At 57.8% G+C, this 16535-nt stretch carries 17 protein-coding genes; 13 read left to right on the top strand and 4 right to left on the bottom strand.

The window, feature by feature from the left end:
* Positions 1-315 precede the first annotated feature (315 nt).
* The 10 genes from ACOTX1_RS11630 (at position 316) to ACOTX1_RS11585 (ending at position 10292) form a co-directional block, all read left to right on the top strand.
* Positions 316-1029 carry a hypothetical protein gene (locus ACOTX1_RS11630; RefSeq protein WP_023315090.1) on the top strand — a complete coding sequence of 238 codons (714 nt, stop codon included), beginning with the start codon at positions 316-318 and terminating at the stop codon, positions 1027-1029.
* A gap of 197 nt (positions 1030-1226) precedes the next feature.
* On the top strand, positions 1227-1706 hold the full coding sequence (locus tag ACOTX1_RS11625; RefSeq protein ID WP_023315091.1) for an Hcp family type VI secretion system effector: 480 nt from the start codon (positions 1227-1229) through the stop codon (positions 1704-1706).
* 107 nt (positions 1707-1813) lie between these two features.
* Positions 1814-1912: an ilvB operon leader peptide IvbL gene (gene ivbL, locus ACOTX1_RS11620; RefSeq protein WP_057979964.1), complete on the top strand. Its 99-nt coding sequence runs from the start codon at positions 1814-1816 to the stop codon at positions 1910-1912.
* Between the two features lie 229 nt (positions 1913-2141).
* Positions 2142-3830: an acetolactate synthase large subunit gene (gene ilvB / locus ACOTX1_RS11615; RefSeq protein ID WP_003861056.1), complete on the top strand. Its 1689-nt coding sequence runs from the start codon at positions 2142-2144 to the stop codon at positions 3828-3830.
* A gap of 3 nt (positions 3831-3833) precedes the next feature.
* Positions 3834-4121: an acetolactate synthase small subunit gene (gene ilvN, locus ACOTX1_RS11610; protein ID WP_003861055.1), complete on the top strand. Its 288-nt coding sequence runs from the start codon at positions 3834-3836 to the stop codon at positions 4119-4121.
* A gap of 82 nt (positions 4122-4203) precedes the next feature.
* The gene (gene uhpA / locus ACOTX1_RS11605) at positions 4204-4797 is read left to right on the top strand and encodes a transcriptional regulator UhpA (RefSeq protein ID WP_003861054.1); all 594 of its coding nucleotides are present in this window, start codon (positions 4204-4206) and stop codon (positions 4795-4797) included.
* Entirely contained in the window at positions 4794-6299 is a 1506-nt protein-coding gene (gene uhpB, locus ACOTX1_RS11600) for a signal transduction histidine-protein kinase/phosphatase UhpB (RefSeq protein WP_003861052.1), read from the top strand. Before uhpA ends, uhpB begins: the two co-directional genes overlap by 4 nt.
* The gene (locus tag ACOTX1_RS11595; RefSeq protein WP_003861050.1) at positions 6292-7602 is read left to right on the top strand and encodes an MFS transporter; all 1311 of its coding nucleotides are present in this window, start codon (positions 6292-6294) and stop codon (positions 7600-7602) included. Before uhpB ends, ACOTX1_RS11595 begins: the two co-directional genes overlap by 8 nt.
* Positions 7603-7734: 132 nt before the next feature.
* Positions 7735-9126 carry a hexose-6-phosphate:phosphate antiporter gene (gene uhpT / locus ACOTX1_RS11590; RefSeq protein ID WP_023315092.1) on the top strand — a complete coding sequence of 464 codons (1392 nt, stop codon included), beginning with the start codon at positions 7735-7737 and terminating at the stop codon, positions 9124-9126.
* 161 nt (positions 9127-9287) lie between these two features.
* Positions 9288-10292 carry an alpha/beta fold hydrolase gene (locus ACOTX1_RS11585; RefSeq protein WP_023315093.1) on the top strand — a complete coding sequence of 335 codons (1005 nt, stop codon included), beginning with the start codon at positions 9288-9290 and terminating at the stop codon, positions 10290-10292.
* Here the strand turns inward: ACOTX1_RS11585 and ACOTX1_RS11580 are convergent.
* Complete coding sequence (locus ACOTX1_RS11580) at positions 10280-11182, bottom strand: LysR family transcriptional regulator (RefSeq protein WP_023315094.1); 903 nt, start codon at positions 11180-11182, stop codon at positions 10280-10282. The two genes, ACOTX1_RS11585 and ACOTX1_RS11580, sit on opposite strands and share 13 nt — an antisense overlap.
* A 99-nt stretch (positions 11183-11281) precedes the next feature.
* Here ACOTX1_RS11580 and ACOTX1_RS11575 point away from each other — a divergent pair, with 99 nt between their 5' ends.
* From ACOTX1_RS11575 to nepI, 3 genes are all read left to right on the top strand, one after another.
* Complete coding sequence (locus ACOTX1_RS11575; protein WP_003861042.1) at positions 11282-11734, top strand: DUF1198 domain-containing protein; 453 nt, start codon at positions 11282-11284, stop codon at positions 11732-11734.
* Between the two features lie 97 nt (positions 11735-11831).
* Entirely contained in the window at positions 11832-12359 is a 528-nt protein-coding gene (locus ACOTX1_RS11570) for an SRPBCC domain-containing protein (protein WP_032667173.1), read from the top strand.
* A gap of 65 nt (positions 12360-12424) precedes the next feature.
* Positions 12425-13615 (top strand): purine ribonucleoside efflux pump NepI, encoded by a 1191-nt coding sequence (nepI, locus tag ACOTX1_RS11565; RefSeq protein WP_022650101.1) that lies wholly within the window; start codon positions 12425-12427, stop codon positions 13613-13615.
* A 48-nt stretch (positions 13616-13663) separates the two neighbouring features.
* On the opposite strand, the gene ACOTX1_RS11560 is transcribed toward nepI, so the two are convergent.
* The 3 genes from ACOTX1_RS11560 to ACOTX1_RS11550 form a co-directional block, all read right to left on the bottom strand.
* Positions 13664-14569, bottom strand: coding sequence for an EamA family transporter (locus tag ACOTX1_RS11560; RefSeq protein WP_023315096.1), 906 nt, complete (start codon positions 14567-14569; stop codon positions 13664-13666).
* 144 nt (positions 14570-14713) lie between these two features.
* Complete coding sequence (locus tag ACOTX1_RS11555) at positions 14714-16093, bottom strand: carbohydrate porin (RefSeq protein ID WP_022650103.1); 1380 nt, start codon at positions 16091-16093, stop codon at positions 14714-14716.
* Positions 16094-16231: 138 nt separating this feature from the next.
* A complete protein-coding gene (locus tag ACOTX1_RS11550) occupies positions 16232-16534 on the bottom strand; it encodes a PTS lactose/cellobiose transporter subunit IIA (protein WP_014168006.1) in 303 nt (100 codons plus the stop codon).
* Position 16535: the final 1 nt, after the last annotated feature.

The raw sequence follows: 16535 nt of genomic DNA, 5'->3' as shown, positions 1-16535 counted from the left end.
CCCATAAAAAGACTGCTGTAAAAGCGAGGTTTCTGCTATTTAGCTTCGTTGTGAACGGGATAGCATCGCTTATGCAACTCTCTTTATAGAGATAGGTATTAGACTCATTTTGCAATGATTAAACTAAAAATGTGTGAACTAATAAAAACCGCTAATGCCCTTCAAGTAATTAAGTTGTTTCGTATATAACCTAATAAATAAAATCGTACTGACTTATTTTTTATGTGAATGTTTATGTAAAGCAATTTTACTGGTTTGAATTTCTGGACTTTTCAATGTATATTTCTATAGCTGCAATCATTGTGTGGACACATTATGCAAGCATCTGATTATTTAAAGATGAAGTTCCAGAGTGACAGGCAGTTGGCTATTTATGGACAGCAAGGTGTTGCAGGAACATGGCGAGCATTAAAGGGGATTGGCTCTGATATTTACTCAGGAATTGAGTGTGTAAGTTGGTACTCATCATGCTTAATCCCCAGCTATCACGATGTGTGTGACGAGCTTCTCTCCGAAGAAAAGAGAATGTACCTCTCAATCCTCTCGCTTTACCGTTATCGCGATGTAATAGCACACATGCTCTATCTTTATTTTGAACATGTTATTTCCGATTCAGAAAACGGGAATGAACACAATCGCGTTCGCAAGATAGATTCAAAAGTAACAGGGCTTGTTAATAACATACCGACCAGCAAGGCCGCGCGTTTAGCAATAGCATGGGGTCTGGCCAAATCCCTGTCCGAATCAGGCCTGCTGTCTGAAATCGTCGTCGAACGGCTTGCACGCCGCGTACCTAACGTTGTCATGGCGCTTCAATTGATTGGAACGGAACAGAAGTGCGCTCTTGCTGCTCGCCGCCTGAAAACATTGGACCCTAAGTATTACGCCACCCTCTATGCCGCACAACTGGAGATGCTTTACTACTTTTTTGAGCCTTTCCTGTCTGAACTCATTAAGAAGGTGCAGTTGGGATTCTATAAGGATTTCGATGCAATTTATAAAGACTTAAAGAGCACGGAGCATGTTTAAGAGTCTGTTATCAATTCTATTCACGGATATTTTATTCCCTGTTTATATTTTTGCGTGCGCCTCTTTGTTTCTGTGGTTAGTGCCTGACCACTGGGTATTACTAACATTCATTTCTATCATTGTATTTATTATTGTACATCCGATAATTTTCGGCCACTTTGATAAGTACGATTAAATAATATAAAAAGGATTTTTTTATGTCAAACCCAGCTTATTTGTTTTTAACAGATGAAAATGGTTCTCCCATGGTTGGCTCTTGCCTTGTGTCAGGGCGTGAAGGTGCAATTGAACTCAAATCGTTCACTCATAATGTCAATATCCCAGTCGACGGAAATACCGGGAAATTAACGGGCACGCGCATACACATGCCCGTCATGTTTCAGAAGGAATTTGATCGTGTAACCCCGATTTTATTTCGGGCGCTGAGTACGGGAAGAATGCTCAAGTCAGCCACTATTAAGATGTATCAGATTAATGAGGCGGGTTTAGAACAGGAATATTTTAATATCCTCCTTGAGAATGTGAAAATAACCTCAATCACACCAGACCTGTATCCCGGCGCAAACACCGGAACACACCTTGAAACGGTTCTTATACGCTACGAGAAAATCACCTGGAAGTATTGTGACGGCAATGTCATCTATAGTGATGCCTGGAATGAGCGAGCAACTTACTGAAACGTGATCCCTGACGCATTTTTGCGCAGATGAAAATATTTCCATTGTCACGCCCGAAAACCTGTGTTTGTATAAATTCAATCAATGATTCCAAACACAGGTCCCCAATGACTTCATCCATCTTCACTTCGACCCTACTAAAAACTGCGCAACCTGCCGCAGTGGTCGTCGTGCGTGTGGTGGTGGTCGTCGGCAATGCGCCGTAGGGACTGGATCAACACACGAATCCAAAACCCCGCCGGCGCAAACCGGGCGGGGTTTTTCGTTTAGGACCCCTCCCGGATACGCTAAGTAGTTCGGGTTGCAGGAAGGCGGCAAGTGAGCGAATCCCCAGGAGCGTACATAGGTACGTGACTGGGGTGAGGGAACGCAGCCAACGCATCTGCAACCTGAACTACGACGCGTAAAGCTGGCTCAGAAGAAAAGGACTGGAGCATGGCAAGTTCGGGCACAACATCCACCAAGACGCGTTTTACAGGCGCGCAGCTGATTGTTCATTTACTGGAACGACAGGGCATCACCACCGTTGCGGGCATCCCGGGTGGGACCGTGCTGCCGCTGTATGATGCGTTAAGCCAAAGCACACAGATCCGCCACGTGCTGGCGCGCCACGAGCAGGGCGCAGGCTTTATCGCCCAGGGCATGGCGCGTACCCAGGGTAAACCGGCGGTCTGTATGGCCTGTAGCGGGCCGGGCGCCACTAACCTGGTGACCGCCATCGCCGACGCGCGTCTCGACTCCATTCCGCTGATCTGCATTACCGGCCAGGTGCCGTCCTCGATGATCGGCACCGATGCGTTCCAGGAAGTCGATACCTACGGCATCTCTATCCCCATCACCAAACATAACTATTTAGTTCGCGATATCAGCGAGCTGCCTCAGGTTATCAGCGATGCGTTCCGCATTGCGCAGTCTGGCCGCCCGGGCCCGGTGTGGATAGACATTCCTAAGGATGTCCAGACCGCAGAGATCGAGATCGACATTCTGCCGGAGCCGGGCGAGCGTGCCCCCGCGCCGGAGTTCAGCGCTGAGAGCGTGCGCGATGCGGCGGCAATGATCAACGCCGCCAAACGCCCGGTGCTGTATCTGGGCGGCGGGGCGATCAACGCCGCGGATGAAATCCGCCAGTTTGCGGAAAAAGCCAACCTGCCGACCACCATGACCCTGATGGCGCTGGGTATGCTGCCCAAAGCGCATCCATTATCTTTAGGGATGCTGGGCATGCACGGCGCGCGCAGCACCAACTACATCCTGCAAGAGGCGGATTTGCTGATAGTTATGGGGGCGCGTTTTGATGACCGGGCGATTGGCAAAACCGAGCAGTTCTGCCCGAACGCCAAAATCATTCACGTGGATATCGACCGCGCCGAGCTGGGTAAAATCAAGCAGCCGCACGTGGCGATCCAGGGCGACGTGGCCGAGGTGCTGGCGCAGCTGATCCCGCAGACGGTGGCAACCGACCGCGCCGACTGGCGCCAGCTGGTGGCCGATCTGCAACGCGAGTTCCCGGGCGCTATCCCAACCGAGGGCGACCCGCTGAGCCACTATGGTCTTATCAACGCTGTTGCCGCCTGCGTGGATGACAGCGCGATTATCACCACCGACGTCGGCCAGCATCAGATGTGGACTGCCCAGGCGTATCCGCTGAACCGCCCGCGCCAGTGGCTGACCTCCGGCGGCCTTGGCACCATGGGCTTCGGCCTGCCCGCAGCGGTTGGCGCGGCGCTCGCCAACCCGGACCGTAAGGTGATCTGCTTCTCCGGTGACGGCAGCCTGATGATGAATATTCAGGAGATGGCGACGGCGGCCGAAAACCAGTTAGACGTCAAAATCATTCTGATGAACAACGAGGCGCTGGGTCTGGTACACCAGCAGCAGAGCCTGTTCTATAAGCAGGGCGTGTTTGCGGCGACCTATCCGGGGATGATCAACTTCATGCAGATTGCCGCTGGTTTTGGCCTGCACACCTGCGATCTGAACGCCGAAGAAGATGCCCACGCGGCGTTGCAGGATGCGATTTCTCGCCCTGGCCCGGCGTTGATCCACGTGCGTATCGACCCTGAACAAAAAGTGTATCCGATGGTGCCGCCGGGTGCGGCAAATACTGAGATGGTGGGAGAATAAGCCATGCAGAAACAACATGATAACGTCATTCTGGAACTCACCGTCCGCAACCACCCTGGCGTCATGACCCACGTCTGCGGGCTGTTTGCCCGCCGGGCATTTAACGTGGAAGGCATTCTCTGCCTGCCGATTCAGGGCAGCGAGCACAGCCGCATCTGGCTACTGGTCAACGACGACCAGCGTCTGGAGCAGATGATAGCGCAGATCGACAAGCTGGAAGACGTCACCAACGTGGCGCGCAACCAGTCCGATCCCACCATGTTTAACAAAATTGCGGTGTTCTTCGAATAGATCGCTTAAGGTAAGCGTCTTTCGCTCTTGTAGGCCGGATAAGCGCAGCGCCATCCGGCTTTTTCAGACCGCAGGAACACACATGACCACCATCGCCCTTATTGACGACCACCTTATCGTCCGCTCTGGCTTTGCCCAGCTTCTCAACCTCGAACCGGATTTCCAGGTCGTGGCCGAGTTTGGCTCCGGTCGCGAGGCGCTGGCGGGCCTGCCGGGGCGCGGGGTGCAGGTCTGTATCTGCGATATCTCAATGCCGGATCTCTCCGGGCTTGAGCTGTTAAGCCAGCTGCCGAAAGGAATGGCGACCATTATGCTCTCGGTCCACGACAGCCCGGCGCTGGTCGAGCAGGCGCTCAACGCGGGGGCGCGCGGGTTCCTCTCAAAACGCTGTAGCCCGGATGAGCTGATCGCCGCCGTGCGCACCGTCTCCACCGGCGGCTGCTACCTGACGCCGGATATCGCCATCAAGCTGGCGGCGGGACGGCAGGATCCACTCACCAGACGCGAGCGTCAGGTGGCAGAGAAACTTGCCCAGGGCATGTCGGTGAAAGAGATTGCCGTAGAGCTGGGATTGTCGCCAAAGACCGTTCACGTTCATCGCGCCAACCTGATGGAAAAACTCAACGTCAGTAACGATGTCGAGCTGGCGCGCCGTATGTTTGACAGCTGGCAATGAACTCCCTTTTTTCGCGGCTGATCGCCGTTGTCGCCAGCTTTTTTATCTTCTCCGCCGCGTGGTTCTGCCTGTGGAGTATCAGCCTGCATCTGGTGGAACGCCCGGAGCTGGCGGTGCTGCTGTTCCCCTTTGGCCTGCGTCTGGGGCTGATGCTGCAATGCCCGCGCGGCTACTGGCCGGTGCTGCTGGGCGCAGAGTGGCTGATGCTGATCTGGCTGGCGCAGGAAGTGGCGCTGGCGCATCTGCCGTTATTGATGACCGGAAGCCTGCTCACGCTTATCCCGGTCGCCCTGATTTCCCGCTACCGTCACCAGCGCGACTGGCGCACGCTGCTGCGTCAGGGGGCGGCGCTAATTGCCGCCGCGCTGTTGCAGTCCCTGCCGTGGGTGGGTGAAAAGGAGGTGCTTAACGCCCTGCTGCTGACCCTTACCGGCGGCCTGACGCTGGCCCCGACCTGCCTTGTGATCTGGCATTATCTTACAAGCACTGTCTGGCAGCCGCTCGGCCCGGCGCTGGTCTCCCAGCCGGTGAACTGGCGCGCCCGGCATCTCATCTGGTATCTGCTGCTGTTTGTGGTGAGCCTGTGGCTCCAGCTTGGTCTCCCCGCTGAATTATCACGCTTCACGCCGTTTTGTCTGGCGCTGCCGATCATCGCCCTTGCCTGGCACTACGGCTGGCAGGGCGCATTGATCGCCACGCTGATGAACGCCATCGCGCTGATTGCCAGCCAGACCTGGCACGATCATCCGGTAGATTTACTGCTTTCCCTGCTGGCCCAGAGCCTGACCGGGCTGCTGCTCGGCGCGGGCATACAGCGCCTGCGCGAGCTGAACCAGTCCCTGCAAAACGAGCTGGCGCGCAACCGCCGTCTGGCGGAGCGTCTGCTGGAGACGGAAGAGAGCGTGCGGCAAGAGGTTGCCCGCGAGCTGCACGACGACATCGGCCAGACCATCACCGCCATCCGTACCCAGGCGGGCATTGTTCAGCGCCTGGCGGCAGAAAACGCGGGCGTGAAGCAGGGCGGGGCGCATATCGAACAGCTTTCGCTGGGCGTCTATGATTCCGTTCGTCGCCTGTTAGGGCGGCTGCGCCCGCGCCAGCTTGACGATCTCTCCCTGGAGCAGGCGGTACGCTCCCTGATGCGCGAGATGGAGCTGGAAAGCCGCGGCATTGTCAGCCATCTCGACTGGCGAATTAACGAATCTGCGCTGAGCGAAGGCCAGCGCGTAACCCTGTTCCGCGTCTGTCAGGAGGGGCTGAACAATATCGTCAAACATGCCAGTGCCAGCGCGGTCACGATCCAGGGCTGGCAGCAGGACGAGCGCCTGATGCTGGTAATTGAAGACGACGGCTGCGGCCTGCCGCCGGGCTCCGGCCAGCAGGGCTTTGGCCTGGCGGGCATGCGCGAGCGCGTAAAGGCGCTTGGCGGCACGCTGAGCCTCTCCTGCACCCACGGGACGCGCGTCAGCGTCAGTTTGCCGTTAAGGACGCATCATGTTTAAAACCCCCGCCAGCGCCGCCCCGCTAAGCAACAAAGCGGAAATCGACTCCCGCTACCGCTACTGGCGTCGCCATATCCTGATTACCATCTGGCTCGGCTACGCGCTGTTCTACTTTACCCGCAAAAGCTTCAACGCCGCCGCGCCGGAGATCCTCGCGAGCGGCGTGATGACCCGCACCGATATCGGCCTGCTGGCGACGCTGTTTTACATCACCTACGGCCTGTCGAAGTTCTTCTCCGGCATCGTCAGCGATCGCTCCAACGCGCGTTATTTTATGGGCGTCGGGCTGATCGCCACCGGCGTGGTGAATATTCTGTTTGGCTTCTCCACCTCGCTCTGGGCCTTCGCCCTGCTGTGGGCGCTGAACGCCTTTTTCCAGGGCTGGGGCGCGCCGGTCTGCGCCCGCCTGCTGACCGCCTGGTACTCACGCAACGAGCGTGGCGGCTGGTGGGCGATATGGAACACCGCGCATAACGTCGGCGGGGCGCTGATCCCGATGGTGGTGGGTGCCGCGGCGCTGCACTACGGCTGGCGCGCGGGGATGATGATAGCCGGTGGCCTCGCGATTGTCGCCGGGCTGTTCCTCTGCTGGCGCCTGCGCGACAGGCCGCAGACCGTCGGCCTTCCACCGGTGGGCGACTGGCGGCACGACGAGATGGAGATCGCCCAGCAGCAGGAAGGGGCCGGGCTGTCCCGCCAGGAGATCCTCACCAAATACGTGCTGAAAAACCCCTACATCTGGCTGCTGTCGCTCTGCTACGTGCTGGTCTACGTGGTGCGCGCGGCCATCAACGACTGGGGCAATCTGTACATGTCCGAGACGCTCGGCGTGGATCTGGTGACCGCCAACTCGGCGGTGACCATGTTTGAACTGGGCGGGTTTATCGGCGCGCTGGTGGCGGGCTGGGGCTCGGACAAGCTGTTCAACGGCAACCGCGGCCCGATGAACCTGATTTTTGCCGCCGGGATCTTGCTCTCCGTCGGCTCACTATGGTTGATGCCGTTCGCCAGCTACGTGATGCAGGCGGCGTGCTTCTTCACCATCGGATTTTTCGTCTTTGGCCCGCAGATGCTGATCGGCATGGCGGCGGCGGAGTGTTCCCACAAAGAGGCGGCCGGCGCGGCGACGGGCTTTGTCGGGCTGTTTGCCTATCTTGGCGCATCGCTCTCCGGCTGGCCGCTGGCGCGGGTGATCGACATCTGGCACTGGAGCGGGTTCTTCGCGGTGATCGCCATCGCGGCGGGCATCTCCGCCCTGCTTTTACTGCCGTTTTTGCACGCGCAGGCGCCGCGCGAAGCGTGACGCGCCTCACCTTTTGCTGCCGAGACGCGCAAAACTAAGAAATTTTCCCGGTTTCACCTGGACGCTGTCTCAGGCATCTCTCCTGGCTGGTTTTTACAATGCTGCAAAAATCAGCTCAGGAGTAAACCAACCATGCTGGCCTTCTTAAACCAGGTGCGCAAGCCGACCCTGGATCTGCCGCTCGACGTGCGGCGCAAGATGTGGTTCAAACCGTTCATGCAGTCTTATCTGGTGGTCTTCATCGGCTACCTGACCATGTATCTGATCCGCAAAAACTTTAACATCGCGCAGAACGACATGATCTCGACCTACGGGCTGAGCATGACGCAGCTGGGGATGATTGGCCTGGGCTTCTCCATTACGTACGGCGTGGGGAAAACCGTTGTCTCGTACTATGCAGACGGCAAAAACACCAAGCAGTTCCTGCCGTTTATGCTGATCCTCTCCGCCATCTGTATGCTCGGCTTCAGCGCCAGCATGGGCGCGGGTTCCGTTAGCCTGTTCCTGATGATCGCCTTCTACGCCCTGAGCGGTTTCTTCCAGAGTACCGGCGGGTCGTGCAGCTATTCCACCATTACCAAATGGACCCCGCGCCGCAAGCGTGGTTCCTACCTCGGCATGTGGAACATCTCCCACAACCTCGGCGGGGCGGGCGCGGCTGGCGTAGCGCTGTTCGGCGCAAACTACCTGTTCGACGGCCATGTGATCGGCATGTTTATCTTCCCGTCGATTATCGCCCTGATCGTCGGCTTTATCGGCCTTCGCTACGGCAGCGACTCCCCGGAATCGTACGGCCTCGGCAAAGCCGAAGAGCTGTTCGGCGAGGAGATCAGCGAAGAGGACAAAGAGACCGAAGAGAACGAGATGACCAAATGGCAGATCTTTGTTGAGTACGTGCTGAAAAACAAAGTGATTTGGCTGCTCTGCTTCTCAAACATCTTCCTCTACGTGGTGCGTATCGGCATTGACCAGTGGTCAACCGTGTATGCTTTCCAGGAGCTGAAGCTTTCTAAAGAGGTGGCGATTCAGGGCTTCACCCTGTTCGAAGTGGGCGCGCTGGTCGGCACGCTGCTGTGGGGCTGGCTCTCCGACCTCGCCAACGGCCGTCGCGCGCTGGTGGCCTGCATCGCGCTGGCGCTGATTATCGCCACGCTCGGCGTTTACCAGCACGCCAGCAACCAGTACGTTTATCTGGCGTCCCTGTTCGCGCTCGGCTTCCTGGTGTTTGGCCCTCAGCTGCTGATTGGCGTGGCGGCGGTTGGCTTTGTCCCGAAAAAAGCGATCGGCGCCGCCGATGGGATTAAGGGCACCTTCGCCTACCTGATCGGCGACAGCTTCGCCAAGCTGGGCTTGGGCATGATCGCCGATGGCACGCCGATTTTCGGTCTCACCGGCTGGGCGGGCACCTTCGCGGCGCTGGATGCGGCAGCGATCGGCTGTATCGTCCTGATGGCGATGGTAGCGGTGCTGGAAGAACGTAAAATTCGCCGTGAGAATCGTGCGCAGAAATTAAAAGTAGCCTGAGTGTGCAGGTAACTTCTTTGCCCGGTGTGTGATGCCGGGCTTTTTTATTTGTACGCCACACCTTTACCCCGCTTTACACACCCGCTCCTCTCCATGCTCTACAGTGTTTTTGCTGCCGCCTTTCGTGCAGCCTTAGCCCCTTTTGCTAACGGAGAGCTTGCATGTTAACCCGACGATTGTCCTGCCTGGCGCTGCTGATGGCGCTGGCCTCCCCCGCAATGGCCGCGAATGCACCTACCTACGGCGAGAAGCTGGAAGGTTTTGACTACGGCTGGCCGGTAAAACACTTTACCTTTACCTCGCAGAACCAGCCTCTGGATATGGCTTACCTGGACGTGAAGCCGGAAAAACCCAACGGCCGCACCGTGGTGCTGATGCACGGCAAAAACTTCTGCGCCGGTACCTGGGACGGCACGATCCGCGCGCTTTCAGCCAGCGGGTATCGCGTGATCGCACCCGACCAGATCGGCTTCTGCAAATCCACCAAGCCGGAGCATTATCAGTACACCTTCCAGCAGCTGGCGGATAACACCCACGCCTTGCTGAAAACCCTCGGCGTCGATCGCGTGACGGTTATCGGCCACTCGACCGGCGGCATGCTGGCGACCCGCTACGCGCTGATGTGGCCGCAGCAGGTGGAGCAGCTGGTGATGGTCAACCCGATAGGCCTGGAGGACTGGAAAGCGCGCGGCGTGCCGCATATTACGGTCGACCAGTGGTACCAGCGCGAGCTGAAGGTTAGCGCCGACGGCATTCGTCAGTACGAGAAAAATACCTACTATGCCGGAGAGTGGAAGCCGGAATACGAACGCTGGGTGACCATGCTCGCCGGGCTGAACAACGGGCCGGGAAAAGAACGTGTGGCCTGGAACTCGGCGCTGCTCTACGACATGATCTACACCCAGCCGGTGATCTACGAATTTAGCGAACTCAGCATGCCGGTATTATTGATGATCGGCACGAAGGACAACACCGCCATCGGGAAAGATCTCGCCCCGCCTGAGATCCGCAAAACGCTCGGCAACTATGCGGTGCTGGGAAAGGAGACGGCGAAGCGCATCCCGCACGCTACGCTGGTGGAATTTAACGACATGGGCCACGCGCCGCAGATGCAGGATCCTGAGCGCTTCCACGAGGCGCTGCTTAAGGGGCTTCAGGCCCGCTGACTGGTTTGCAGCAACAGCCCGCGCAGCCACGCCTGCGCGGGATTGCGGTGCGTTCTGCCGTGCCAGGCCATGCTCTTGGTAAAGCCTGGCACGGGAACTGGTGTCTCGCAGATGAACATCCCCGTCTGATTTTCCGCGATGCGTGACGGCACGACGGCAATCATATCGCTGAGGGCCAGCACGTCCGGCAGAACCAAAAAGTGGCTCACCGAGAGCCCCACGTGCCGCGTCCGGCCAATTTTCTCCAGCGCGCTATCGGTTACCCCGCGAAAGCCGTCTCCCTCGTAAGAGACCAGCACATGCTCAAGGGCGCAAAATCGGTCTAACGTCATTGGCTCTCCGGCGTTTGGATGATCGGCGCGCATCATGCATACGTACCGTTCATCATAAAGCGCACGGCTGTGAAGCTCATCGGGCGTGGTGTGGGGGGTGATAAGCGCTACGTCAATAGCGCCCTGCTCAAGCTGGCTGACAAGGCTACCGGGGGTAACGGGCACCACGCGCACGCGTATGTCAGGCGCCTGTGTTTTAAGGGCGGCGATAAACGGCACAACAACCGCCCGAAGTGCATAATCCGTAGCGGCAAGAGTGAAGGTGAGGCGAGCGGTATTTGGGTCAAAGGCAACGGGCTGAAGCAGCACGTCGATATCCGCGAGAATGCGCTTCACCGGAGCGGCCAGCGCTTCCGCGCGCGTGGTTGGCACCATGCCGTGCGGGGCGCGGATAAAGAGCGGATCGTCGAAGTAGTCCCGCAGGCGGTTGAGCATGCCGCTCACGGCGGGCTGGTTCAGAGCAAGACGCGCCGCCGCGCGGGTGACGCTGCGTTCATCCAGCAGAGCGTGAAGCGTTTTCAGCAGGTTTAGATCCAGCGTGCGCAGATCCGCTTTCATGATGTTTTGCTACCTCTTTTCCGTTCACTATTATGGCGCTGCCCGCTGTCGACGCGTTGCGTTTCCCGCTATGATGGGCGGCTAGTCTAAGGAGAACGCATGGTCTGGATAATGCTGGCAACGCTTGCCGTGGTGTTTGTAGTTGGGTTTCGTGTCCTGACCTCGGATTCCCGCCGCGCCATCAAACGCTTGAGCGAACGGCTGGGTATCACCCCGATGCCGGTAGAATCGATGATCGACCAGTTCGGTAAAACGCCGGGCAATGAGTTTATCCGCTACCTTGAGCGCCCAGACGAAGCGCACCTGCAAAACGCCGCCCAGGTCCTGCTTATCTGGCAGGTCTGCATCGTCGACGGTAGCGAAGAGAATCTGCATACCTGGCACCGCATGCTGCGTAAAGCCCGCCTGGCCGCACCGATCACCGATGCGCAAATCCGCCTCGCGCTCGGCTTCATGCGCGAGATAGAGCCCGATCCGCAGGAGCTTGACGCCTTCCAGCTGCGCTATAACCAGCTTTTCCTCCCGGAAGAGGGCGTGTTTTATCTGCACTGATATCACGAAACGTGATGAAGAGTATAAAGCATCGTCATTAGATTTATATCTGCCGCAGGCGCACCATCACTTCATCCACTCGCTGATGAGGTGAACCATGAAACAATCCGCCATTATCTGGCCAAACGACTACCTGCCAGGCACAACCGATAACTTTGCATCCAACGAAATCATCGTCGCCGGGCTGAGCGCAAAAGAGATTTGGGCGCAGCTTAACGACACTACCCTGTGGCCGAACTACTACAGTAACGCCGAAGATATTCGTTTTCACGACGGCAGCGGTCCGGAACTGAGCGCCAACGCCCGCTTCCGCTTTACGACCTTTGGCTTCCCGGTTGAGGCGCAGGTCACGGAGTATGTTCCGCCCGTTGACGGCGAAGCCGCACGGATCGCCTGGCACGGCTGGATGGAGGGCGATGCCAGCTCGCGTCTGGATGTGATCCACGCCTGGCTGTTTGAAGACTTGCCGGGAAACCGCGTCCGTATTCTGACTCAGGAGTCGCAGAAAGGCGTTCCTGCACAGGAACTTGCTCGCACCGTGCCGAATCCGATGATCAACGGGCACCAGGAGTGGATCGTTGGGCTGGCGAATGCAGCGATGCAAGAAAAGTTGTCGAAACGTTAAATTCGTCACACTTTTGATGATAAACTGCGCGACTTTTCCGCACGTTTTTATCTTCAGGTGATGCCATGACAGAACATATCCAGCCCACAACCAGACCGCAGACCAAAGAGGTGTCGCGCCCCAACTGGTCGGCGGTTTTCTCCGTGGCGTTCTGCGTCGCCTGCCTGATCACCGTCGAGTTTCTACCGGTGAGCCTGCTGACGCCGATGGCGCAGGATCTGGGCATTTCCGAGGGCGTGGCGGGGCAGTCCGTTACCGTCACCGCGTTTGTGGCGATGTTCGCCAGCCTGTTTATCACTCAGGCGATCGGCACCATTGACCGTCGTAAAGTGGTCATTCTGTTCAGCGTGCTGCTGACGCTCTCCTGCCTGCTGGTCTCTTTCGCTGAAAGCTTCACCCTGCTGCTGCTGGGTCGCGCCTGCCTGGGGCTGGGGTTAGGCGGCTTCTGGGCGATGTCCGCCTCGCTGACCATGCGCCTGGTGCCCGCGCGGACGGTGCCAAAAGCGCTTTCCGTTATCTTCGGTGCGGTCTCTATCGCGCTGGTGATTGCCGCGCCGCTGGGCAGCTTCCTCGGCGGGATTATCGGCTGGCGTAACGTGTTCAACGCGGCGGCGGTGATGGGCGTGTTGTGCATTATCTGGGTGTGGAAAGCGCTGCCGTCCCTGCCGGGGGAAGCGGCGCACCACAAACAGAACATGTTCGCGCTGCTGAAACGTCCGGGCGTGCTGGCGGGGATGACCGCCATCTTCATGGCCTTTGCCGGGCAGTTTGCTTTCTTCACCTATATCCGCCCGGTGTATATGACCATGGCGGGCTTTGACGTGGACGGCCTGACGCTGGTGCTCCTGAGCTTCGGTATCGCCAGTTTTGTCGGCACCTCACTGTCGTCTCAGTTCCTGAAGCGCTCCCTGAAGGTGGCGCTGGCGGGTGCCCCGCTGGTGCTGGCGATCAGCGCCGCGGTGCTGGTGTTGTGGGGTAGCGATAAGTGGGTGGCTTCGGCGATCGCGATTATCTGGGGCTTTGCCTTTGCGCTGGTGCCGGTGGGCTGGTCGACGTGGATCACCCGCTCGCTTGCCGATCAGGCGGAAAAAGCCGGGTCGATTCAGGTAGCGGTGATCCAGCTGGCGAACACCTGCGGCGCGGCGGTGGGCGGCGTAGCGCTCGACCATCTGGGGCTGACGTCACCGCTGGTGATTTCCGGCACGCTGATGCTGCTGACGGCGCTGCTGGTGGCGGGGAAGGTTAAGGCGAAGTAGTGCTTTTCTCCCTCTCCCGTGGGAGAGGGTTGGGGTGAGGGCATCAGGCTACGCCGATGCCTTAACCCTTCTGCGTGAATCCATCGAAATCAACACCACCGACGACACAATCAACAGCGTCCCCAGCCAGTCCGGCAGGGTGAATGCCACCCCCAGCAACACCACCGACAGCAGCGCGCTGCTCAGCGGTTCGGCGCAGCTCAGAATGCTCGCTTTCGGCCCGCCGATCATCTGTGCGCCTTTCAGATACAGGCTGAACGTCAGCGCGGTGCCAATCACCACCAGGTAGAAAAACGCCAGCAGCAGGCCGCCGTCGATCACGAAGGTGGTGCCGCGTCCGGCGTAGAACGGCGTCAGCATTAATCCCGCAATCAACATACTCCAGCCGACAATCGGCAGCGTGCCGTAGCGGGCTATAAGCGTTGATGGATAGGTGGTGTAAAACGCCGCGGCAAACGCTGAGGCGATACCGAAGAACAGCGCGGCAGGCGAGATGGAGAGCGACGTCGGGTCGCCGTGGGTGACCAGCAGGAAGGTACCCACAAGCGACGTGAAAATCGCGGATAAGACAAATATGCCGGGACGCGTTTTCCGCGCCAGCGCAAACCATGCCACGATAATGGTCGGCGACAGAAACTGGAGCACGGTGGCCGTCGCAGCGTTGGATTTTTCAATCGTCAGCAGGAAGGTGAGCTGCACGGTGAGCGCGCCAACCAGCGAGAAAAACAGCAGGCTGAGGGCGTCTTTGCGGTTTTTGATGACCGAGAAAATCTTGTCGCCGTGAACGAAGGAGAGCGTCAACAGGATCACGCCGGTAAACAGCAGACGAACCATGGTCAGGTAAGGCGAAGAAATGTGGCTTTTCTCCATGATGTACTGCGCGCAAACCCCGGAACTGCCCCATAAAACGGCGGCGATCAGGACGTTGAGCATCCCTTTGCGTGTGGAACCCATGTTCTCCCCTGTTATGTTGTCGTTAATTCGGTCAACAGCATAGCATGGTTGTGTGCGGCCTGATGCCCTCCCCCCGGCCCTCTCCCACGGGGAGAGGGAGCGAACACTAAAAACGGCAACTTTCGTTGCCGTTTTGCTTTTACTTTAGAACCACGCCTCCCACATCGCGCCGACGTTGAAGTCGTCCAGCGTCTCATCTTTGGTGTTGTTCACGCGCGCGGTGCGTTCGTTATCCACCTTGCCGCCGGTCACGTAGAAGCGCAGCATCGGGCGGAACTCCGGCCCCATGGCGATAGACATGTTCTGCGACAGGGTCAACTTCCAGCCCTTGTTGTCGCCGCCGTTGTCGTAATCCACGTGTTGCCAGCCCGCTTCCAGCCAGGTGGAGTGAACGTCGTTCCACCAGTGCATCGGGCGCACGATGGCATTGTAGTTCTTGCGGTTGTCGGTCTTATCGCGGCTATTGTCGTAATCGTGGAAGGCGAGGATGTACTCCACCTGCGTCGCCTGGGTGAATTTGTACAGCCCTTCGAAGCTGGCGTAGACCGTGGTCAGGTCTTCGGTTTTATTGAACACGCTGTTGTCCGAATTATCGGAGTAGCGGGCGATCACCTTGTTCACGCCGCTGTCGTTTGTGTGGCTCAGCACCACGCCACCCTGCCAGGCGTTAAGACGCTCGTCGCTCTCTACCGCTTTTGAATCAAAGCCGTAGTTGGCGTACAGCTCCAGATCCAGCGGACCGAGCTTCATGCCGTGGATTTTAGAGGTGGCCGCGTAGTTACCTTTGTCGCCCGTGCCGGACCCGCCGGTACAGGTGATGCGTGACGGGTTCGCTTCGTCTTCCATCACTTCCGGGCTACAGGATTCCACTGCCGCCACGGCAGCGACGTCAAACTGCACGCCGCCGATATCGAAGTTCTTCACCCCGGCGCCCTGGCCGTCGTGGTTCATCCAGAAGTAATCGTTGATACCCTGCTGCGGACGCTGGTGGAAGTCGCGACCGGCCCAGAAATAGGCGTTCGGGTTGGAGGCCATAATGTTGGTCACCCCCGCGTAGGCCTTTTTCAGGTTAACTTCGTCGCCCCAGTGGTCGATCATCACGTTGATGTCCCAGATGGCGCCGTTTTCGCCCTTGAAAGCTTTGGAGAGCTGGAACTCGCCGCCGTTGCCTTCGTTACCCAGACGACCGATCGCGGACGCGCCGTTGTAGGAGCCATCGACAGCCACGTATTTCTGATCGGCAGCCTGGAAGTGCGCGCCGTAGCGGGCGTAGCCGGTAAATTTAACCCCGAACGGGATCGCCATATCCGGGGATTGCGCCGCGCTCTGCGGCTCGGTCACCACGTCCGCTTTTTTCGCGACCGCCGCATCCATTTTAGCCTGACGCTCGGCCAGGGCTTTATCCACCGCTTTCGCCACAATGGCGTCGATTTGCTCCTGAGTGAATTCCTGAGCGAGGACGGAAATTGGGCAAAGCGCGGCGATAACCGCCATGGTTAATGGAAGTTTTTTAATCGTATTCATGGTTATCTCAATATAGTTTAATTTTATTCAGACAATAACCATCCCGCTCCGATCTGACAGAATATGTCGCTATCATCAGAACAAGTGGATTTCTAGTTTTAGGTACAGAGGTATTACATTAAATTATTTCGCCATAGACTATCTCTGATATAAATGAATAATCTCTTCAGATAATTCACGCGCTAATAGCGAATTCATTAAATGATCCTGCGCGTGCACCATAATTAATGTCATCGGCTGGCGGGCTTCGCCCGCGTCCTGCTCAATCAGTTTGGTCTGCATCTTGTGCGCCTGGCGCGCGTAGCCGTCGGCTTCGCGCAGCAGGCTTTTGGCCTCGTCAAGGTTGCCCTGGCGCGCCGCGTGCAGGGCTTCAAAGCACAGGCTGCGGGACTGCCCGGCGTTGACGATAATTTCCATTACGGCTTCTTCTAGTGCGATCATT

The sequence above is a fragment of the Enterobacter cloacae complex sp. IR5401 genome (genome assembly GCF_049238425.1).
Taxonomy (GTDB): domain Bacteria; phylum Pseudomonadota; class Gammaproteobacteria; order Enterobacterales; family Enterobacteriaceae; genus Enterobacter; species Enterobacter hormaechei_C.
The sequence above is the reverse complement of the archived record's forward strand: the minus strand, read 5'-3'. Positions and strand labels throughout refer to the sequence as shown.